We start from the raw sequence: 19,028 nt of genomic DNA, 5'->3' as shown, positions 1-19,028 counted from the left end.
GTACTGCAGGTGAGTGTAGGCGGGAGGCAGTTCAGTGTCCGCCAGTCAGTGAAACCTGCGGAGTCGGAGGCTGTTGCTGACGACGAACACCGAAGACAGTGCCATCGCGGCGCCTGCGATCATCGGGTTCAGCAAGCCAGCCATCGCGAGTGGGATCGCGGCGACGTTGTAGGCAAAGGCCCAGAACAGGTTCACCTTGATCGTGCCGAGAGTGCGGCGGGCGAGCGCGATCGCATCTGCAGCAGCGCTTAGGTCGGCGCGGATCAGGGTGATGTCGGCGGCTTCCATGGCGGCGTCGGTACCGCTGCCCATCGCGATGCCCAGGTCAGCGGCGGCGAGAGCGGCGGCGTCGTTGACGCCGTCACCGATCATCGCCACGGACCGGCCCTGCTTCTGTAGCCGGATGATGGTCTGGTACTTGTCTTCGGGTCGCACCTCAGCTTCGACGTCATCGATGCCGATTTCTGCAGCGACCGTCCGAGCGACGTCGTCAGCGTCGCCGGTGAGCATGATCGTGCGCAGCCCCATTTGGTGGAGGCGACGGACCGCGTCTGGGCTGGTCGACGCGACGGTGTCCGCAACGCTGATGACGCCGCGGGCGGCGCCGTCCCAGGCGACAACGACCGCTGTCGCGCCGCCACGTTCGGCGGTCCGGACTGCATCCGTGACCGATTCCGGAATGGTGATTGCCCACTGCCCGGTCAGCCACGCCGGTCGGCCGACGAGCACGAGAGCGCCGTCGACGATGGCTTGCACACCGAACCCTGCGGTGGACTGGAACGTCTTTGCTACCGGATAGTCGGTGGCTGCGCCGGTGATGGCGCGGGCGATTGGATGTTCCGATCCTGCTTCCGCCGCAGCAGCGAGGGCCAGCACACGGGCCTCGGCGCCCCCATGGACGGCAGTGACCTGGTGGACGCTCATCCGGCCCGTGGTGACCGTGCCGGTCTTATCGAGCACGACGGTGTCGATCCGGCGGGTGGCCTCGAGGACCTGCGGGCCGCGGATGAGGATCCCCAGTTGGGAGCCGCGGCCGGTACCGACAAGCAGCGCGGTGGGTGTTGCAAGCCCCAGGGCGCAGGGGCAGGCGATGACCAGTGTCGCGACCGCAGCAGTGAACGCAGCTTGCACATCTCCGGTGACTAGCAGCCACCCCACGAGGGTTAGAACCGCCAAGCCCATGACAATTGGGACGAAAACGGCGGAGACACGGTCGGCAAGGCGCTGCACTTCGGCCTTGCCGCTCTGCGCGGAGACCACGAGTCGGCCGATGCGCGCCAGCTCGGTGTCCTGTCCGACGCGGGTGGCTTCGACGATGAGCCGGCCACCGACGTTCACGGTCGCTCCGGTGACGGTGTCGCCGGGGCCGACCTCGACGGGCACCGCTTCCCCCGTCATGACACTGGTGTTGACCGCGCTCGTACCGTCGCTGATGGTTCCGTCGGTGGCGATGCGCTCACCGGGGCGGACCACGAACCGGTCCCCAACCTGCAATGCCGAGCTTGGCAGCTCCACTTCGATGCCGTCGCGGAGAACAGTTGCAGTTGGTGCGCCCAACGCGAGCAGCGCCTGGAGGGCGGCTCCGGAGCGGTCCTTCGCGCGCGCTTCGAAGTACCTCCCGGCGAGGAGGAACACCGTCACCGCGGTGGCGACTTCGAAGTACGGTTCCGGCGCAGCGCCGGGGTGCGGAAACCAGGAAAACGCCATCCGCATCCCGATGTGTCCGGCGCCACCGAAAATGAGCGCCCACACAGACCACCCGGTTGCGGCGGCGACACCGACGCTGACGAGGGTGTCCATCGTCGCGGCACCATGTCGGGCGTTGATCACGGCAGCTCGGTGGAACGGCCACGCGCCCCACACGACGACAGGCATCGCCAACAACAGGACGGCCCACTGCCAGCCCGGGAACTGCAGCGCCGGGACCATCGACAGCGCTACCACCGGGACGGCGAGCACGGTGGACACAATCAAGCGTCGCCGCAGCGGCACGAGCTCGTCGGTGTCTTCACTGCCCGATTCGGGCAGGTGGGCGCCGTAGCCAGCGGCCTCGACGGTGCGGATCGCATCATCGACGGCGAGGTCTGCGGGGAGGGTGACGGTGGCGCTTTCCGTGGCGTAGTTCACACTCGCCGTGACACCGGGCAGCTTGTTCAGTTTCCGCTCGATCCGGTTCGCGCATGACGCGCAGGTCATCCCCTGGATCGTCAGCTCGACCGGCGCGGTTGTGGTGGTCATGATGCGACCAACGTGTAGCCGGCCTCCTTCACAGCGGCGGAGACTTCCTCCTGAGACAGGTCGCGGGTGCTACTCACCTGAACGGTGGAAACACCGCCGACATTGAGGTCGATGGCCACATCCGTGACGTCCGGCACGGTGGTGAGTTCTTCGTGGACGCTCGCCACGCAGTGTCCGCACGTCATGCCGGTGATGCCGTACGTTTTCGTCAACTGCTCGCCCATCGTGGTGTCCCTTCGTGTTCCAACGGTTCATCAGGTACCCTAGGGGGGTATCTAGGTGAGTGTAGCTCCGGGCCGCGGAGATCTGTTCCCAGATCATCGCTCGGGGGGTGAGAAGTGAGATCGCAAAGCTCCTCGTTCCTCGGCGCTTACGCTCCGATCACACTGACCTGGTCGACTGGTTGGCCGCTCCGTGGTCGCAACTAACGTGACCTGCAACCCGTAACCCGGAGGAGTTCCTATGACCGACACTGCAACCGAGCACGATCACCACCATGGGTACATCACCGCCAAGGACGACTACCTCAAGCGCCTCAAGCGCATCGAGGGGCAAGCGCGGGGATTGCAGCGGATGGTCGACGAGGAGCAGTACTGCATCGACATCCTCACCCAGGTGTCGGCGATGACGAAGGCGCTGCAGTCCGTGGCCCTGGGCCTGCTGAACGACCACCTCACGCATTGCGTCACCGACGCTGTCACCGAGGGCGGTGCTGCTGCGGCCGAAAAGATCAAGGAAGCGTCCGACGCGATCGCCCGATTGGTGCGGGCCTGATCTTCAGCTCTCGACCTGCAGCCCGCTTACCAGCCCGCGATTGTTCATGAGCCAGCGCACTCGTCCATTGGGGACTCCGAAACTAAGGCCCTGCGCTCGAGGATCTAGGGCTTGTACACTTCGTCGGGACACCGCCCAAGGAGAGCCATGACCCCCCACTCGACGCGCATCCCCTCGGGGCTGGGACGTCTGGGGACCGCCGTCGTACTCATCTTGTTGCTCATCGGCAGCACCGTGCTGATGCACACCCTCGCCGGGCACACCACCAGCCATGCCGCCGCTCCGACGGCCGCCGAGCACAGCCACAGCGCCCCTCACACGGAGCTCTCAGCGGGCACCGTTCATGCCGCCGAGGCGCCAGTGCTGGTGGCGGCTGGTGCGTCGGATGATTGTGGCGGACTGTGCGCGATGCTCTGCGCCGTGATGGGCATGGCGTGCCTGATGGTGTTGCTCGTCACGGCAGCCGTGCTGCTGCGTAGTCGTGGCACTCGCGCCCTGTTCATCCTCTCGAAGACCCTCGGCGCGTTGCCCGCCCTGCCGACGATCGTGATTCCCCGGCGATCGATGAATTTGAACCAGCTCAGCATCCTCCGCGTCTAAATCAGCCCCTTGGGGACTTCTCCCCACACGAGACCCGCGGCCCTTTATGCCGCCTTCTTTCTCACCCCAAGGGACAACCATGAACCGCACCAAAACTCTGCTCATCGGCGCCACAGCCATCGTCGCTGCCCTCACTCTGGCCGGCTGCGCCGACACTTCCAGTGACACCGCCTCCGACACGTCCGCGTCATCGGAGTCAGCGGTCTTCAACGACCAGGACGTCATGTTCGCCCAGATGATGCTCCCCCACCACAAGCAGGCCGTCGAGATGAGCGACACCTTCATCGCCAAGGGCGACAGCGTCGACTCCGACGTTGCCACCCTGGCGGAAACCATCAAGGACGAGCAAGGCCCCGAGATCGAGCAGCTCACCACGTGGCTGGACGACTGGGGCCAGGACACGTCCGCGTCGATGGATCACTCCATGGACGGCATGATGAGCGAATCCGACATGACAGCCCTGGACGACGCCGAGGGTACGGACGCGTCACGGCTGTTCCTCGAGCAGATGACCGAGCACCACAAGGGCGCCGTGGACATGGCGCAGCAGGAAGTCGACGGCGGGGAAAACCCGGACGCAGTCGAGATGGCGAAGAACATCGTCGAGTCTCAGACGGCACAGATCGATCAGATGGAAAGCCTTCTCAGCTCCCTCTGACCCTTCCACGGGGCGAGGCGCCTACTAGGCGCCTCGCCCCTGGGCGGTGCCTTGCGCCCGCGCACTCGTCGTACTTCTCACACCACCGAAAGCTTCCTGGTGCCCCAAAATCTTCCTGCCCCCGTGCTTCCTACCGCCCTCACTCGCCGCGAAGCACTCGCTCGCGAACGCACCGCCGGCCGCTCCTCCTCACCGTCGGCCCCCCGCCGACGCACCTACCAAGCAGCAGAACCGCTCCCATCCACCGCCCGAACCAAGCTTCGAGCAACACTTCCCGGAGCAGCACCTCGAGCCCGGCCGTGGGCTGTGGAGCAGCTCCCCGAGAGCGCCTGGTCGGTACCGGCTCGTCCCCGCAAGCTCCGCACCCTGGGTCCTGTTATCGGGGCGCTGGCGGTGGCGATGTTCTTCACCGCAAACACGACCCCGGCTACTGCCTCTGATCTGGCGGGCGGGGCCACCCCGACGAGTGTTGTTGCCCCGATCAGTGGACAATCCCTTGCCGCCTCCGTGGTGGCATTGTCCGTTGACGGTCGAGACGGCTACGCCGTGACCGAGCAAGCACTCGCCACCACACAAAGTGCTACCTCGGGAGGTGCCGGAGCAGCAGCCCAGGTCAATACCGGGACCGGGGACATTCGGTGGCCCTTCCCTGGGGTAACCCCCCTCAGTTCGGACTTCGGGCCCCGGGCGCGGCCGTGCGGTGCGTGTTCGGCCATGCACGAGGGAATCGACATGGTCCCGGGCAAGAACACCCCCATCGGGGCGATCGCTGCCGGCACCGTTCGTGTGTCGGGGATGGGCGGGGCGTACGGGCAGTACGCCATCATCGACCACCAGATCGATGGCCAGACCGTCAGCAGCCTCTACGCCCACATGGTCCTCGGTTCCAGCCCCCTGCGGGTCGGAGACCGTGTCAATGTCGGGGACCTGGTGGGCCGGGTAGGCAACAGCGGGGTCAGCACCGGTGCGCACCTGCACCTGAGCATCTTGCTTGGCGGCACACTTCAGATCGACCCGCAGCTGTGGCTCGAAACCAACGCCGGCCGGGTGCTCTGACATGACGCCCGCACAACAGCCACCCGGTCGTGGCCACATCATCCGTCCCTTCCGGGTGAGGCTCGTTCTGGGGAGCATCACGGTGGTGGCGATGGTTGTTGCCGTCCTCACCCCGGTGGGGCAGGCGTCCGCAGTTGAGTACCCGACGTGGGCCGAGGTCGAAGCAGCTCGTGCCTCCGAAACGGAAGGCCAGGCCCTCGTGGCGCAGATCACGACGCAGATCGCAGAACTCGACTCCGCGGCCACTGCCAGCGCTGAGCTCGCTCTGACCCGTGGCGCCGAGTACGAGGAAGCAGACGCTCAGTTCCTCGACGCGGCGTACCAAGCAGACACACTCCAGGAGCAGGCCCGCACAGCCGAGGCCACCGCCACCCAGTCTCGAGACCGGGCAGCTCAGATCATCGCGTCGCAAGCACGCAGCGGCGGCCAGGACTTGACCAGCACCCTGCTCACCGGCGCCCAGGACCCGGACGATTTTCTCTCTCAGCTGGGGTTTGCCGACAAGCTCGCTGAAACAAGCCAAGGCATCTACGTCGACGCAAGCCAGGATCAGAACATCGCTCAGGGCCTCGGCGATCAGGCGGCCCTCGCCCGGGACGCCCGCGACGCTCTCCGCCAGGAAGCCGATGACGCCCGCCGGGACGCCGAGGCTGCCTCCGCGGCAGCCGATGAGGCACTGGCAGTGCAAGTCGACAAGCAAGCTGAGCTGCAAGCGCAGCTTGCCGTGCTCACGGATCAGCGTGCCGCGACCGAGCAGGACTTCGCCGCCGGCGAAGCTGCCCGCGCCGCAGAACGGGCACGCATCCAGGCGGAAGCAGCCGCCCGGGCTGCCGCTGCGGCCGCGGCTGCAACGTCTGCCGGTCAAGTAGCCGGGAGCGGATGGGCCAACCCCACCACCGGTCGAATGGTCAGCGCCTACGGGTACCGAATTCACCCCATTCAACGGGTCTGGAAGTTGCACTCCGGGATCGACATCGCTGGGGGATGCGGGGTACCGATCTACGCCGCTTCGGCCGGCACCGTGGCCTACTCAGGGGTCTACGGCAGCTACGGCAACTGGATCCTCCTCGAACACGCTAACGGCATTCAGACCGGCTACGCCCACATCGAAAACGGTGGGCTGCTCGTCAGCCGCGGCCAGCGGGTCGAAGCCGGGCAACTGATCGCTCGTGCCGGTTCGACAGGCGGGTCCACCGGCTGCCATCTGCACTACGAAGTGCGACCAGGAGGTACCTCCACGGACCCCGCGCCCTTCATGTCCGCCCGCGGCATTCGACTCGGCTGACCGCCCGCCCGACAGGAAACCACCATCACCACGTCACACATGCGCCCCACGAAAGCCCTCGCCGGACTCGCCGCTACGACTGCAGTGATCCTCGGCATGGCCGCGTGCACGAACGCCACCACCGCCCCTCCGACGGCTGACGCATCCCTGGAACACGTCCACGCGTTTGCTCACGTGGACAACTCCCCCGTTGTCCTCGTGGGCACACACACCGGCCTGTGGAAGTTCGCCCTGACCGCGGTCGACCCTGATCGCCCCCGAGAGGCACCGTTGATCCCGGTCGGTGACGACCGGTTCGACGTCATGGGGCTCACGACCACGCCGCAAGACGTACTCATCGCCTCAGGCCACCCCGCAGTCACCGCTCCGACGACAGCGCCGTCCAACCGGGGGCTGCTTCGCAGTGAGGACTCGGGGACAACGTGGCAGACCATCAGCCTGGAGGGCAAAGCCGACTTTCACGACCTGACGACGGCCGCCGATAGCGTCCTTGGGCTGAACTCGACCACCCAGGCCATCCTTCGGAGCGACGATGACGGTGCGACCTGGACAACGGAAGCAACAACAACGGCCCTGTCACTGGCCGTCGACTCGGCCAACCCCGAGATCCTTTGGGCCGCAGGTCCCGATGGTCTGGAACGCAGCACCGACCGCGGCGCCACCCTGACCCCTAGCCCCGAGGCGCCGCCACTTGTGCACGTCGCCTCATCTGCATATTCGATCGCTGGCGCAACCATTGACGGCACCGTATGGTCTCTCGATCCAGGGAGCGCAACCTGGTCACAGGTCGGACAGCTCGAAGGCCAACCGCAAGCCTTCGACATCATCGACATAGGCGACAAGACCGTTCAATTCGCCGTCGATGATCGAGCCATTGTCGTCAGTCACGACAACGGCCGCACCTGGACCCCCGTGCCTTTGACGCTCAAGCAGAACGAGTAGAGAAGCGGCTTAGCGATCGTCAACCGGACGATCGCCAACCTCGACCATTTCCTCAGAGCTGCACTGATCCGACTGTCGCAGATAGGTGGTCCGAAACAGATTCCGGTGACGGGCCCCTATGTGACACTGCCGAAATGACCTCGTCGCCCCTCCTCGAATGCGCCTGTTCGCCGATCGTCGCTCCCTACCTCACAGCCCCGCATGACGCCCAGGCAGGTCTTGGAGGGTCGGCCCAGCCGATGCAGAAAAGCGAGGGCGGGCCAGGAAGAAACCTGGCCACCCGGTCGGCTCCTGGGCACCTATCGCCAGTCAAGCCGTTGACGGTCACCCCGTTAGCATCGGTGCCCGCCTCCCTCGGAGCTGATGCATGATCGAGCGCCCCTCTCCCGAACACCGTGCCCGAGTACGCGCCACCAGCCTCGATCGAGAGCACCTGGTCGCGATGGGCGAGGTCGCGTACTGGTCTGCTCGATTGGAGCGCACGCTGGCGTTCACAGTCATGGCCCTCGTCAGCGACGATGACCGCGAGACAAACGAAATAGGAATTGTGGTGACTCGGGGAGCCTCCTTCAGCGGCCTGCTCGAGTTGGGCGCAAAGCTCGTGAAGCTGCACCGCTTCGAGGGGCAGGTCCGCGACATGTTCACGCGATTGTCCGCCGACTCGAGGGTTGCGATGGAGAGCCGGAACCACCTGCTGCACGGGGCGTGGACCACACCGGGTAAAGGACCAGCTTCGGCGAGCCGGGTCAGGGCCAAAGGGACGGTGGACCGCCCATTGACCGTGGCACAGGTGGAAGACGTCGCCTATGACCTGGCAGTGCTCGCAGAACAGCTATTCATGCTGTTTCTCGTCATCGAAGGCGCAGTCGACTACGAGGAGTGATCACCTTGGGCCGATGCTCTGCGAAGGGTTCTGGGCTCACCGCGCCACCCCCCGAGTGGCAATCAATCGGGATGCCTCGGACCGATCGGCACGAGGTTCGAAGCGGCCCTCAGTGAGCCTTCTGCGACAGTTCCAGCGACGATTGCAAGCCCGATCTGCGCGTACGCGGCCATCAGCGTGCCGACACGGTGCCGAGCATCTCGCTCGAGGCGCTCACCCTCCGCCGCAAAGCTCCGATCCGTGACGAAGCACTGCAACTGGTCGTACACGTGGTCCCACCGGACAGCGACCCGAGCGCGGCGCGATCCGTCAACCGCCTCGAAGTGGAGAGACCCGAAGGGCCTCCCGTCCCTCATTCCCAGATCGACTCCAACAAGTCGCCAGCCTGGAGCCTCGCGCGAGACATCCGCCCCCCACACGACCACGCGCGGCGGGCTCGCGCCTAATCCGACAATCGCGTGTTGCCCTCCAGCCTGCTCGCCCTCGGCCACCCCGCCACCTTCTAACTTTTCGTGATCCTGGACCCTTCGCATGGATGGTGGTAATAGTAATGACCATGAATGCAAGCAAACAAGCGAAGCCGACCTCGGGGCAGCGCAAGGCCTTCGGCATCATCACCATTCAAGGGCTAGTCCTGGACCTGAGCGACTCGCTCCTAGCCCGGCCAAGCAGCAGCGTCACATGGAGAGCTCATCCTGCCGGCCCACTCTCGGGCCTCACAGCAGCCACAGATGAGCACGAGGCGTCGATCAGCTGGGCACCGACGTCGGACGTGCTCCGCGAGACGAGTACCGAAGATGCCCCCGACGAGCTCTTGGCCCATGTGCGACAGACCTATCTGACCTATCTCGAGCTGTGCCTCAGGCTCGGCGAGTTCCAACTCGAGGCAACTCCGGTCACTGACGCCGCAGAGAACATCACCGGAACGTCACTTCGAGCCCGGCTGGTAGAGCGAGGAGCAGTCTGGCTCGACGAACTTCCCACTGCCGACCAGCAACGGTTCGCACCAATCCCCAGGGCCGACGAGGTGACCATGGTGGACGTTCCCGACAGAGCCTCGCCGCAGACAGCCCCCGGGGGCGGGCAAAGGCCTGATGAATCGACATGACCGAGACCGCCACGTTGGAACGATCAGCTGTGGCGCGGCCAGAGGGATACGCCGAGCCCCCGCTCGAGCTTCGCGATCGTTTCGAGGTCCGGCCACACCTGGCCCGCAAGGACGCTCAGCAGGGTCGTATGGGTGACACCTGAAGCTTCGGCTACCGACCGGATGCTGCGACTGCCGACGGCCTGACGAAGGTTCTGCGCGAATCTGCGAGCCACTTCCCCGATCGGGTCGTTCGAGCGAACGTCTGGCCACGGGGACGGGGCCAACGCGGCTGGTTTCGCGCGCGCAGTTCTACCCATGCCGCAAGGCTAGGCGCGCCAGCTCGCACGCACGGCCGCCCCGTCGAACGTATCACAAATTGGTCATTGTAATGACCACCTTCGAGCTTGGAGATGAGCGCTGGTGAGCGATGAAGCTGACGAACGCCGCGAACGGCAGCTCGACGCGGTGAGGCGCATGGCCGAGAGGGAGCCTGAGGTGCCGGCTGCGGCTCATTACCAGTACACGCCGAAGATGCCTGCTGATCAGTGGGCCGCCATCCGCCCCTACGTGCAGCGCGTCGTCCGAGACACAGCCCACAGAACGCCGTACTCCGAGAAGGAGCTCTACCCGGCCGTTTCCCGTCTCGCCCTGTTCGCCTGGGCGATAGCTAGCGTCCCTCTCGAAGATGACAACGTCTTCGACCCGCGGTTCATCAACCGCTTCGTGCAACATCACCTCGGGCAGTACAGCAGGGCCGGCAAGAACACCCTGCGCGCTCGGTTGAGACGCACGTCGGAGGCGCTCTTGGGCGATGAAGCTGCGGGTACATTCCGAGCCCTGGGCAAGGCTGAGGCTTCACGTCCGTACTCCCCGAGCGAGGTGGCTTCGTTGTTGTCGTGGGCCGGTAGCCAGCACGACGAGGAACGGACGACCAGCGCCGGCGCACTCCTCGCGCTCGGACTCGGGGCAGGACTGACGGGGCGGGAGATCATCGATCTAGAACTCGTGGACATCACCTCAGATAGTCGGGGCGTCGTGGTGCGCGTGTCGGGTGACGATGCGAGAGACGTCCCGGTTCTTGCTCAATGGGCCCCCCTCCTGCAGCGCCGAACGGCGTCCAAGGCAGCCTCCCGGTGGGCATTCCGGAGCGGTCAGCGAGGCGGGAACATCAATCTCGTCACTGACTTCGTCAGTCGGAATCCGCGCCCCACGGTCGAGCTGCAGTCCCGACGCATGCGAGCGACCTGGATCGTGGAACACCTCCGGCGGGGGACGCCCCTCGACCTGTTGTTGGAGGTCGCCGGCTTGCAGTCAGCCGAAGCGCTCGACCGGCTCTTGCCCTACGTCGCCAGAGCGGACGACGACCCCCGGCGGGACTCACTTCGGTGATGGCTACCACCCCGGCGCGAGCCGAGGCTGCGGCCATGACGCCCGTATAGGGACAGGACGATTACTTCCCGCGTCGGCCAGGTTCCCTCAGACGCCCAAATGGCGACGGGCATTTGCCACGTCTTCCAGACGCATCACGACCTCACCCCTGAGCAGACGCCCCAGCCGCTCGGGACTCTGCCCAGAGGCAGCCGCGTACGTCCCGACAGAGCGGAACCGTCTCGCTATCTCGGCTCGCATGCTGCAGGCCAGCCGATGCTGAATGCGTGCAGCGCCCCACTGGTCGAGCTGGCCTGCTGAGAACGACATCGCCGAGACCAGCTGAGCTTCGGGGTCGCGACCGAAGCGGCCGGGCTCACGCAGGTAGGACCGCGGCTCGAAACGTGGATCGGGCACCCCCTCAGTCTAGATGTGCGCTAAAAGCGCATCAGACCGCTTGATGGCCTTGTCTTGTCTCATGTCCATCTCTCGTGACCACCCCTGATGAGACACAGCGTCCGACTTCCCCCTCTTCCCAACTCGAGCGTGCCGTAGCACACTTTGGTCAATCTAATGACCACGCCACGCTGGAGCTTCAGGAGGCGATCTTGCGCTACCACCCGCGCCGTATCGCCCCGACCAAGTGGTTGCCTGTGCGGGACTTCACGCTCGCGTGCGTCCTCGACGCCAAACCCCACGACATGCTCTACACGAGGATCCTCTTGACCTTCGCGAGTCGGTACGTCGTGTGGGCGTTCCACGACGCCGGTGCGGAGCTGCGCCGCGATGACCTCTTCTACCCGTCCATGATCTACCGCTTCGCACGCACCTACCCCAGTGCCAAGACGCAGCAGCTTGCCGAGACCAGACTCCTGAACCTCGCTGAAGCGCTCGGTTACGAACCGTCTCCTCACCGCCTTAGAAAGCAGAGCCGGGAGATACGACCCTTCTCGCATGCCGAGCTTCCCGCTTTCGAGAGCTGGGCCGCGTCGAGGTCCACCGACCGAGCCCGCCGGGATTCTTACGGGCTTCTCGCGCTTGCTGGTGGCGCAGGCCTCGGCGCAACTGAGATCGCCGCGGTCCGTGGCCGGGACTTGACGCGCACTCCGGCTGGCTGGGTCGTCCGTGTGACCGGAAAGGCGCCGCGGAGCATCCCCATCCGTGTCGGGTGGGATTCGTACGCAGACATCGCTTTCGAGGGGCTCGGCGACGATGACTACGCGGTCATCCCCCACCGCAAGGAGTCCTCTCGGGAGATCGCGCTCATGCACTACGGCGCCCGGTACGACGGTCCTGCTATTCGCCGCCTCCGCATTACCTGGATCGTGGACCAGATCAACGTTCTGCCCCTGGCGAGCATCGTCTACGCGGCTGGCTTCAAGAACGTCTCGTCCCTCCTTCGCTACGCGCCCTTGGCCGAGGTCATGCCCGAGGTTGAGCTTCACGCGCTTCTCCGTTCAACGGGAGCGACTCAGTGACCGGCGAGCCCTCGTTCCACGACGAGGAGTTCTTCAACGGCATCTACACAGCCGACCGGATCGTCAGCGGGTCGACCAAGACCACCAGGTTCCGCGGCGCCGACGCCCGTGAGTGGATGACCTTCCTCCGTTCATCGGGCGTCATCGAGCTCCTCGCGACCTGGCGCGCGGAGGACCGCGAGAAGAAAGCCCCGGGCGGTGTCAAACCGAAGATCGACGACCTGGCCATCCTGACCGTGGTGATGATGCTCCTATCGGAGCAGTCCATGATCTTCGTGCGCGAGATGGGCCGCGTCTTCGAACACCGTCTCGACGATGAAGCCCGTCGCGAGCTCGGCATCGCTCACCTGTACGACAACGACAAGCCCAACGACTGGTACTTCCTGGCATGGCGGGCGATGCACCGCATCATCGACCTCTGGGATGCCTGGCCGGCGCCCCGCCGCCTGCTCACCCGCGACGAGCGGAGCAGCCTTGACGCGCTCCGGGACAAGAACATCGAACGCCGGGCACACGAGCGCAGCATGACCTTCACGAACACGCTGCTGGAAGCCACGGCCCAGAACCTGCCTCGAGCCGTGCGACGTCAGCGTCTCGCGCTCTCCGTCGACCAGACAGTGCTGCGTGCACCGAGCCAGAAGAACCGTTGGCCGCGGGAGAACGGCGTCGAGCAGCCCATGTTCATCGCGGGCACGGACAAGGAACAGCCGAAGTACGCGATGGAGCTTGAAGCTGACCTCTACCCGATCGACAAGGGAGAGAAGGAACGCGTCTTCAGCAAGCACACCAAGGAGAACGGCAAGGCGAGCGTCAAGCAGGCACGGAGCCGGTGGCTGCTCGCCTACACGGCTAACCTCATCATCGACGTCAACGAGGACCCGACAGGTGACCCCACCGAAGCACCGCAGCTGATCCGCGGGGCGAGCCTGACGACGCCCAACAAGGGCATAGGCTTCCACACCGTCGAGCTCGTGAAGAACATCCAGGAACGCGGCTACGACATCGCGCGCCTGTCGTCCGACCTTGGGTACTCCGCGGGTCTCACGATGGAGGACTTCCACCGTCCGATGAGAGAGCTCGGCGTCGGCCTCGTCTTCGACTACAACCGCGCGAACCAGACCGGTGTGCGGGGCCAGGTCGGCGGAGCCAAGCTCGTCGAAGGCGGTCAGTTCTGCCCCGGTACACCGAAGCGGCTCCTCGATGCAACGGTGCGGCGCAACAACAAGGAGATCGACAACGTCGAGTGGTCCCAGCAGATCGACGAGCGTGACGCATACCGACTTCACAAGAAGGAGGGTCCCGACGCCAACGGCAACGTGAAGATGCGCTGCCCAGCCCTCGGCCCGAGTGCGACGGTCGAGTGCCCGCTCCGCAAGCTCGACAAGCGTGCATCGCCTGACAAGGAACGCCGGCAGGTGCTGCGCGCCAACGTCCCCAAGCAGACAGACAAGGTCTGCTGCCAGACCTCGATCACGGTGCGCCCGGAGGACGGCGAGAAGATGAACCAGATGCTGCCTTATGGCAGCAAGGAGTGGTCCAAGACCTACCGCCGCGACCGCAACAGCATCGAGAGCTTCAACGCCTTCATCAAGACCGGTCCCGAGCGCATCGCCGACTCCAGCGCACGGCGCCTGCGCGGTCTCGCCGCTCAGCAGTTCCTTCTCGCCATGCTCACGACGGCCGCGAACATCCGCAAGATCGTCACCTTCCTCGCCGCCAAGCACCGAGCGCCGAAGGACCGCGACCGCCGCGTCGCGAAGGGCCTGACGCCGGTGCCTGCACAGCGCACCCGCCGTCGTGATGCCGAAGGCATGAGCAACTACCGCGCCGACTACGTTCGGCCCGAACTGTCCCCGTTCCCGACGAGTGGACCCGCTGTCGATCCGCCTCCGCGAACGTAGGCCCACGCCCGTTCCAAGACACGACACGCGAGCTTCCTGCTCTCCCCCAACGCTCACGAGTCAATTCGGCGCGCCCAGACGGGCGGGCCGCTTCGTCGTTTAAGCCGACTGTGCAGCCGGTGGCCCCGAAGGAGCTGCCAAGAGATCCCGAACCCCTCGCCGGGAAGCGATTCTCGGCCCTCAAACGGAAGAAAGCCCCCGAACTACTCGGGGGCTTTCTTCTTGGGCTGCGTTCCGCAAACGGATTCCGATTGATGCGCAAACAACCCGTTGGCGGTACCGGTGGGATTTGAACCCACGGTGGAGTTAACCCCCACACATGTTTTCGAGACATGATCCTTCGGCCGCTCGGACACGGTACCGAGGACGAGTTTAGTACATCCGGCGGCAGGGACGAAACCGGGGGATTGCTCGTCCACCGCACCGCGCCTCCTCGGGGTTGTGCACAGGGTGCACGGACGCCCGGCACGGGCATCGGAGCCCGGCGTAGCCTCGGCCCATGCCCTCACGCCACACCGTCACCGCCTTCCTCTCGGGCGTCGGCGTCACCCTCGCCACCACGGCCGCCGCCGGCGCCGGCGTCAGTCGCTTCATGCAGCGCCGCAACGCGGCCGCCGCCGACCTGAACGCGCTGCTGCCCGTCCACTCCGCCTGGTGGCGCGACCGCTTCGACCGCAAGGGCAAGCTGCTCTACGTCGCGATGGGCGACTCCGCTGCCCAGGGCATCGGCGCCTCGAGCCCGGCCCGCAGCTACGTCGGCCGCCTCTCCGCATACATGCGCCGCCAGAGTCACACCTCGCTGCGCGTCGTCAACCTCAGCGTCAGCGGCTCGACCACCTGGCTGTGCCGCAAAGACCAACTGCCCAAGTTCGAGAAGTACGAACCCGACGTCGTCACCGTGGCCATCGGCGCCAACGACATCATCCAGTTCAACCCCGAGTCGTTCGAGAAGAACCTCCGCGTCATCTACGGCGCCCTGCCCTCACACGCGATCGTCGGCGACCTGCCCGCCATGTGGATTCCCGACCGCGAGAAGAAGCTCGTCGAGGCCAACGCCATCGTCCGCCGCGTCGCCGGAGAGTTCGGCCTCACCGTCGCCCCGCTCTACGAGACCACCCGCCGCCAGGGCTTCTTCCGCACCTACCGCAACTCCGCCGGAGACCTCTTCCACCCCAACGACCGCGGCTACCGCGTCTGGGCCTCGGCCTTCGAACCCGCCATCGCCGCCCGCCTCGCCCGCATCGCCGCCGACGACGCCGCCACCACCCACGAGGCCCGCGAGGCCGAAGCCGTCGCCGCCCACACGGCCGCGGCAGCCGCCGCCCCGACTGCCGGCACCAGCAGCGACACCCCGACGACGGACACCGCAGGAGGCGCGACCACGTCCCCGACGGACGCCTCCGCCGATGTCGGGGGCGCCTCCTAGGCTGACGGCATGGCTCGCACCACCACTCCCCCGTTCCGCTGCACCGAGTGCGGGTGGACGTCGCTCAAGTGGGCGGGGCGCTGCGGCGAGTGCCAGACGTGGGGCACCGTCGTCGACGTCACCTCGGCCCTCGTCAGCGCCCGCGGCACCGCCTCGGTCCGCGTCGAAGGCGACCGCGTCGCACGACCCATCACCCAGGTCGAAGCCAACAGCGTCGCCTACTGGCCCAGCGGCATCGCGGAGTTCGACCGCGTCCTCGGCGGAGGCATCGTCCCCGGCGCCGCCATCCTGCTCAGCGGCGAACCCGGCGTCGGCAAGTCGACCCTGCTGCTCGAGGTCGCCTCCCGCGCCGCCGCCACCGGCGCCCGCGTCCTCTACGTCACCGCCGAAGAGAGCGCCTCGCAGGTCCGCCTCCGCGCCCAACGCACCGGCGCCATGCACGACAACCTCTTCCTCGCCGCCGAGGTCGACCTCTCGGTCATCCTCGGCCAGATCGACCAGGTCGACCCCCAGCTCGTCATCGTCGACTCGGTGCAGACCGTCTCGTCCTCGACCATCGACGGCATCGCGGGTGGCACCTCCCAGGTGCGCGAGGTCGCCTCCACCCTCATCCGCGTCAGCAAAGACCGCAACCTGCCCGTCCTGCTCGTCGGCCACGTCACCAAGGACGGCACCATCGCCGGCCCCCGCCTGCTCGAACACCTCGTCGACGTCGTCTGCCAGTTCGAAGGCGACCGGCAGACCGCGCTCCGCTTCATCCGCGCCCACAAGAACCGCTTCGGCCCCACCGACGAGGTCGGCTGCTTCGAGATGACCGGCGACGGCATCGCCGAGGTCGCCGACCCCAGCGGCCTCTTCATGTCGCGCAACGGCACCCCCGTCAGCGGCACCTGCATCACCGTCGCCATGGAAGGCCGCCGTGCCCTGCCCGTCGAGGTCCAGGCGCTCATCGTCGCCAGCTCGACACCCCAGCCCCGCCGCGTCGTCAACGGCGTCGACTCCTCCCGCGTCGCCATGCTGCTCGCCGTGCTCGAACGCCGCGCCGGCATCCGCCTCGGCGACGCCGACGTCTACGTCAGCACCGTCGGCGGCATCAAGATCACCGAACCCGGCGCCGACCTCGCCATCGCGCTCGCCCTCGCCAGCGCCAGTCGCGAGAAGCCCTTCCCCCAGACCATGGCCGCCGTCGGCGAGATCAGCCTCGCCGGCGAGATCCGCCCCGTTTCCTCGCCCAAACAACGCGCCTCCGAAGCACGACGCCTCGGCTTCACCCAGCTCGTCGACGCCGAGTCGGGCAACCTGCGCGAAGCGCTCCACCGGGCGTTCAGCGCCGCGGGCTCCGAACGCGACCGCGAGCTCGACCGGGCCTTCTGAGCCGGCCCGGCCCGCGCCTCCTTACCCTAGACACCCGCGTCTCTCGGCCCCACCCGCGCCTCGTGACCCGAGGCCGACTCGGGTGTGCTGACGCGTCCCGTGATTCCTGACCCGGGCCCCGGGCCGGGCCGGGGCCGGCCGGTGGACGTACGGTCCCGCACGTCCGACGCCGGGTGCGAGTGGGCAGAAGGTGCGGCTCCCATCAACCTGACGAGCACCTTCTGCCCACTCGACGCCCGCTCCCGCACCCGCACCCGCACACGAGCACCAGCCCGTCGAGTGGTCCCGAACCGTCCCTCCGACCACTCGACCCGCGCCTCCGGAACCAGAGCCGCACCCACCGGCCCGGCCCGCACGAGATGAGGGCCCGAGTGGGCAGAAGATGCTCCTCCGCCGCACACGAGCAGCATTTCCTGCCCACTCGGCCCCCACCTCCCGACTACCCGAGCACCCGCCCCCACCCGACATCGCCCGACATCTCCCGCACCGGGGTACACCCGGGTCGGCGGCCTCACCGGGCACCTGCACCCCGCTCCACGCGGATTCTCAGCCCACACGCCGCGCTGGTCCCGGCCAACCCCCTGACCGGCCCTTAACCTGTGCCCATGTCGACGTTCAAGAACCCGGTCGGGCCGCAACCGCCCTCGGTCTACTGGCGTCGTCGTGCGGTGCTCGCGCTCGGTCTGATCGCGGTCGTGGTCATCATCGTGTTGATCGTCGTCCGCCCCGGGTCCGGCTCGGCAGAACCCGGTGCCGCCGCGACGACCTCCGCGCCCCCTGCCGACACCGCCCCCAGCGAACCGGCCCCCACCGAGACCGCCCCCGCGGCCGACGCCACCGCCGACCCGGCCGACACCTCGACCGAGGGCGCCTCCGACGCCCCGGCCTGCTCGACCCGCAGCATCGAGCTGAAGCCCGTCACCGACAAGACGAGCTACGCCGCCACCGAGCTGCCGCAGATCTCGATGACGATCACCAACTCGGGTCGCTCGGACTGCTCGATCGACCTCGGCTCGGCCCAGCAGACCCTCGTCATCTCGAGCGGCGAAGAGCAGTACTGGTCGTCGAAGGACTGCCAGGTGAACGGCACCAACCAGATCGTCACGCTCACCGCCGGCCAGACCCTCAGCACTCCCCCCATCGCCTGGGACCGCACGCGCTCCTCCGCCGACACCTGCGAGTCGACCTCGCGCGAACCCGTCACCGCCGGCGGCGCGACCTACCGCCTCGCCGTCTCGGTCGGCGACATCACCTCCGCCGACACCGCCCAGATGATCCTGAACTGACAGTGACCCTCCCGTGAACGCAGCCACCCCCTCCTCCGAGCCCACCGACCCCCGCGAGCCCGTCGACCCGGACGACCGCAACGGCACCTTCCGCTCCGAGTCGCTCGAGCTGGCCCTCGCCGCCCAGGACGCCGCCGCCGTCGCCTTCGCCCTGCGTCACGACGTGGTCGTCGTCCCGAAGCTCGTCCTGCCGACCGACGCCAGCGCCACGAACGACACCGCCACCGACGCCGCACCCTCCACCGGCGGCCCCGACGACGGAGCCCTCCCCGACGAAGGCGACCAGGTCCGCGTCTTCGGTCGCGAGAACACCGACAAGCGCATCCTGCTGCTCTTCTCGTCGGACGACACCTACGCCGCGATGGTCCCCGACGACCCGAACCGCCAGGTCATGCTCTACGACGCGCTCTCGCTGCGCGCCTTCCTCGAGGCCCACCTCGACGTCATCGAGCAGGTCTTCTTCGACATCGCCGGCCCGCACACCATGGCCGCCAACCCGGAAGACCTCCTCAAGGCCCTCGGCTAGCGAGAAGCCCCCGAGCCCAGGAGGCGCGGGTCGAGTGGTGCCCGAACGGCACCCCCCCCCCCCCCCGGGGCGCGTGGGGGCCCCACCCCCCGGCCGCCCCCCCCCCCGGTTCCGCGCGGGCGCGGCACCACCCCGCCGCGCCC

General features: G+C 67.0%; 19 protein-coding genes and 1 tRNA gene. 15 read left to right on the top strand and 5 right to left on the bottom strand.

What is annotated here, in order from left to right; translation table 11 throughout:
• Positions 1 to 45: 45 nt before the first annotated feature.
• Together EDF21_RS16390 and EDF21_RS16385 are read right to left on the bottom strand one after the other, a co-directional pair.
• Positions 46 to 2,238, bottom strand: a complete 2,193-nt coding sequence (locus EDF21_RS16390; RefSeq protein WP_123572128.1) for a cation-translocating P-type ATPase — start codon at positions 2,236 to 2,238, stop codon at positions 46 to 48.
• Positions 2,235 to 2,462: a heavy-metal-associated domain-containing protein gene (locus tag EDF21_RS16385; RefSeq protein WP_123519937.1), complete on the bottom strand. Its 228-nt coding sequence runs from the start codon at positions 2,460 to 2,462 to the stop codon at positions 2,235 to 2,237. Before EDF21_RS16385 ends, EDF21_RS16390 begins: the two co-directional genes overlap by 4 nt.
• 238 nt (positions 2,463 to 2,700) lie before the next feature.
• Between EDF21_RS16385 and EDF21_RS16380 the strand changes: the two genes are divergently transcribed.
• From EDF21_RS16380 to EDF21_RS16340, 8 genes are all read left to right on the top strand, one after another.
• Positions 2,701 to 3,012, top strand: coding sequence for a metal-sensitive transcriptional regulator (locus EDF21_RS16380; protein WP_123519936.1), 312 nt, complete (start codon positions 2,701 to 2,703; stop codon positions 3,010 to 3,012).
• 147 nt (positions 3,013 to 3,159) lie between these two features.
• Positions 3,160 to 3,612, top strand: a complete 453-nt coding sequence (locus EDF21_RS16375; protein ID WP_123519935.1) for a hypothetical protein — start codon at positions 3,160 to 3,162, stop codon at positions 3,610 to 3,612.
• Between the two features lie 79 nt (positions 3,613 to 3,691).
• Positions 3,692 to 4,270 (top strand): DUF305 domain-containing protein, encoded by a 579-nt coding sequence (locus tag EDF21_RS16370; RefSeq protein WP_123572127.1) that lies wholly within the window; start codon positions 3,692 to 3,694, stop codon positions 4,268 to 4,270.
• Positions 4,271 to 4,669: 399 nt separating this feature from the next.
• Positions 4,670 to 5,326 carry a M23 family metallopeptidase gene (locus tag EDF21_RS17295; protein WP_347876506.1) on the top strand — a complete coding sequence of 219 codons (657 nt, stop codon included), beginning with the start codon at positions 4,670 to 4,672 and terminating at the stop codon, positions 5,324 to 5,326.
• Between the two features lies 1 nt (position 5,327).
• Positions 5,328 to 6,611, top strand: coding sequence for a peptidoglycan DD-metalloendopeptidase family protein (locus EDF21_RS16360; RefSeq protein ID WP_082486595.1), 1,284 nt, complete (start codon positions 5,328 to 5,330; stop codon positions 6,609 to 6,611).
• A 39-nt stretch (positions 6,612 to 6,650) separates the two neighbouring features.
• Positions 6,651 to 7,553, top strand: coding sequence for a F510_1955 family glycosylhydrolase (locus EDF21_RS16355; protein ID WP_133739130.1), 903 nt, complete (start codon positions 6,651 to 6,653; stop codon positions 7,551 to 7,553).
• Positions 7,554 to 7,920: 367 nt separating this feature from the next.
• Entirely contained in the window at positions 7,921 to 8,436 is a 516-nt protein-coding gene (locus EDF21_RS16350) for a hypothetical protein (protein ID WP_137846767.1), read from the top strand.
• A gap of 556 nt (positions 8,437 to 8,992) precedes the next feature.
• A complete protein-coding gene (locus EDF21_RS16340; RefSeq protein ID WP_137846766.1) occupies positions 8,993 to 9,544 on the top strand; it encodes a hypothetical protein in 552 nt (183 codons plus the stop codon).
• Positions 9,545 to 9,567: 23 nt separating this feature from the next.
• Here the strand turns inward: EDF21_RS16340 and EDF21_RS17290 are convergent, their stop codons facing one another.
• Positions 9,568 to 9,843 (bottom strand): helix-turn-helix transcriptional regulator, encoded by a 276-nt coding sequence (locus EDF21_RS17290; protein ID WP_082486596.1) that lies wholly within the window; start codon positions 9,841 to 9,843, stop codon positions 9,568 to 9,570.
• Positions 9,844 to 9,946: 103 nt separating this feature from the next.
• Here EDF21_RS17290 and EDF21_RS16330 point away from each other — a divergent pair, with 103 nt between their 5' ends.
• Positions 9,947 to 10,915 (top strand): hypothetical protein, encoded by a 969-nt coding sequence (locus EDF21_RS16330; protein ID WP_123519931.1) that lies wholly within the window; start codon positions 9,947 to 9,949, stop codon positions 10,913 to 10,915.
• Positions 10,916 to 11,002: 87 nt separating this feature from the next.
• Here EDF21_RS16330 and EDF21_RS16600 read toward each other — a convergent pair whose 3' ends face one another.
• Positions 11,003 to 11,311, bottom strand: a complete 309-nt coding sequence (locus EDF21_RS16600; RefSeq protein WP_148053748.1) for a hypothetical protein — start codon at positions 11,309 to 11,311, stop codon at positions 11,003 to 11,005.
• A gap of 236 nt (positions 11,312 to 11,547) precedes the next feature.
• Here EDF21_RS16600 and EDF21_RS16325 point away from each other — a divergent pair, with 236 nt between their 5' ends.
• Both EDF21_RS16325 and EDF21_RS16320 read left to right on the top strand, forming a co-directional pair.
• Complete coding sequence (locus tag EDF21_RS16325; RefSeq protein ID WP_123519930.1) at positions 11,548 to 12,372, top strand: hypothetical protein; 825 nt, start codon at positions 11,548 to 11,550, stop codon at positions 12,370 to 12,372.
• Entirely contained in the window at positions 12,369 to 14,273 is a 1,905-nt protein-coding gene (locus EDF21_RS16320; protein WP_123547482.1) for a hypothetical protein, read from the top strand. The genes EDF21_RS16325 and EDF21_RS16320 overlap by 4 nt, the downstream gene beginning before the upstream one ends.
• A gap of 271 nt (positions 14,274 to 14,544) precedes the next feature.
• Here EDF21_RS16320 and EDF21_RS16315 read toward each other — a convergent pair.
• Positions 14,545 to 14,635: transfer RNA gene (locus EDF21_RS16315), tRNA-Ser, on the bottom strand.
• 137 nt (positions 14,636 to 14,772) lie between these two features.
• Here EDF21_RS16315 and EDF21_RS16310 point away from each other — a divergent pair.
• From EDF21_RS16310 to EDF21_RS16295, 4 genes are all read left to right on the top strand, one after another.
• Complete coding sequence (locus tag EDF21_RS16310) at positions 14,773 to 15,699, top strand: SGNH/GDSL hydrolase family protein (protein ID WP_123572125.1); 927 nt, start codon at positions 14,773 to 14,775, stop codon at positions 15,697 to 15,699.
• 9 nt (positions 15,700 to 15,708) lie between these two features.
• Positions 15,709 to 17,073 (top strand): DNA repair protein RadA, encoded by a 1,365-nt coding sequence (radA, locus tag EDF21_RS16305; protein WP_123572124.1) that lies wholly within the window; start codon positions 15,709 to 15,711, stop codon positions 17,071 to 17,073.
• A 605-nt stretch (positions 17,074 to 17,678) separates the two neighbouring features.
• The gene (locus EDF21_RS16300; protein ID WP_123572123.1) at positions 17,679 to 18,359 is read left to right on the top strand and encodes a hypothetical protein; all 681 of its coding nucleotides are present in this window, start codon (positions 17,679 to 17,681) and stop codon (positions 18,357 to 18,359) included.
• 13 nt (positions 18,360 to 18,372) lie between these two features.
• Positions 18,373 to 18,885: a dehydrogenase gene (locus EDF21_RS16295; protein ID WP_233568561.1), complete on the top strand. Its 513-nt coding sequence runs from the start codon at positions 18,373 to 18,375 to the stop codon at positions 18,883 to 18,885.
• The last annotated feature ends 143 nt before the right edge of the window (positions 18,886 to 19,028 follow it).

This window comes from Frigoribacterium sp. PhB118 (genome assembly GCF_003751725.1).
GTDB lineage: Bacteria > Actinomycetota > Actinomycetes > Actinomycetales > Microbacteriaceae > Frigoribacterium.
Note: the sequence above shows the minus strand (reverse complement) of the source record. Positions and strands in the feature narration are given on the sequence as shown.

Bases quoted from the DNA above. Each gene is read 5' to 3' on its own strand.
- EDF21_RS16355 (WP_133739130.1), top strand. From the start codon at position 6,651: ATGCGCCCCACGAAAGCCCTCGCCGGACTCGCCGCTACGACTGCAGTG.
- EDF21_RS16340 (WP_137846766.1), top strand. From the start codon at position 8,993: ATGAATGCAAGCAAACAAGCGAAGCCGACCTCGGGGCAGCGCAAGGCC.
- EDF21_RS16380 (WP_123519936.1), top strand. From the start codon at position 2,701: ATGACCGACACTGCAACCGAGCACGATCACCACCATGGGTACATCACC.
- EDF21_RS17290 (WP_082486596.1), bottom strand. From the start codon at position 9,843: ATGGGTAGAACTGCGCGCGCGAAACCAGCCGCGTTGGCCCCGTCCCCG.
- EDF21_RS16360 (WP_082486595.1), top strand. From the start codon at position 5,328: ATGACGCCCGCACAACAGCCACCCGGTCGTGGCCACATCATCCGTCCC.
- EDF21_RS16390 (WP_123572128.1), bottom strand. From the start codon at position 2,238: ATGACCACCACAACCGCGCCGGTCGAGCTGACGATCCAGGGGATGACC.
- EDF21_RS17295 (WP_347876506.1), top strand. From the start codon at position 4,670: ATGTTCTTCACCGCAAACACGACCCCGGCTACTGCCTCTGATCTGGCG.
- radA (WP_123572124.1), top strand. From the start codon at position 15,709: ATGGCTCGCACCACCACTCCCCCGTTCCGCTGCACCGAGTGCGGGTGG.
- EDF21_RS16370 (WP_123572127.1), top strand. From the start codon at position 3,692: ATGAACCGCACCAAAACTCTGCTCATCGGCGCCACAGCCATCGTCGCT.
- EDF21_RS16300 (WP_123572123.1), top strand. From the start codon at position 17,679: ATGTCGACGTTCAAGAACCCGGTCGGGCCGCAACCGCCCTCGGTCTAC.
- EDF21_RS16375 (WP_123519935.1), top strand. From the start codon at position 3,160: ATGACCCCCCACTCGACGCGCATCCCCTCGGGGCTGGGACGTCTGGGG.
- EDF21_RS16385 (WP_123519937.1), bottom strand. From the start codon at position 2,462: ATGGGCGAGCAGTTGACGAAAACGTACGGCATCACCGGCATGACGTGC.
- EDF21_RS16310 (WP_123572125.1), top strand. From the start codon at position 14,773: ATGCCCTCACGCCACACCGTCACCGCCTTCCTCTCGGGCGTCGGCGTC.
- EDF21_RS16350 (WP_137846767.1), top strand. From the start codon at position 7,921: ATGATCGAGCGCCCCTCTCCCGAACACCGTGCCCGAGTACGCGCCACC.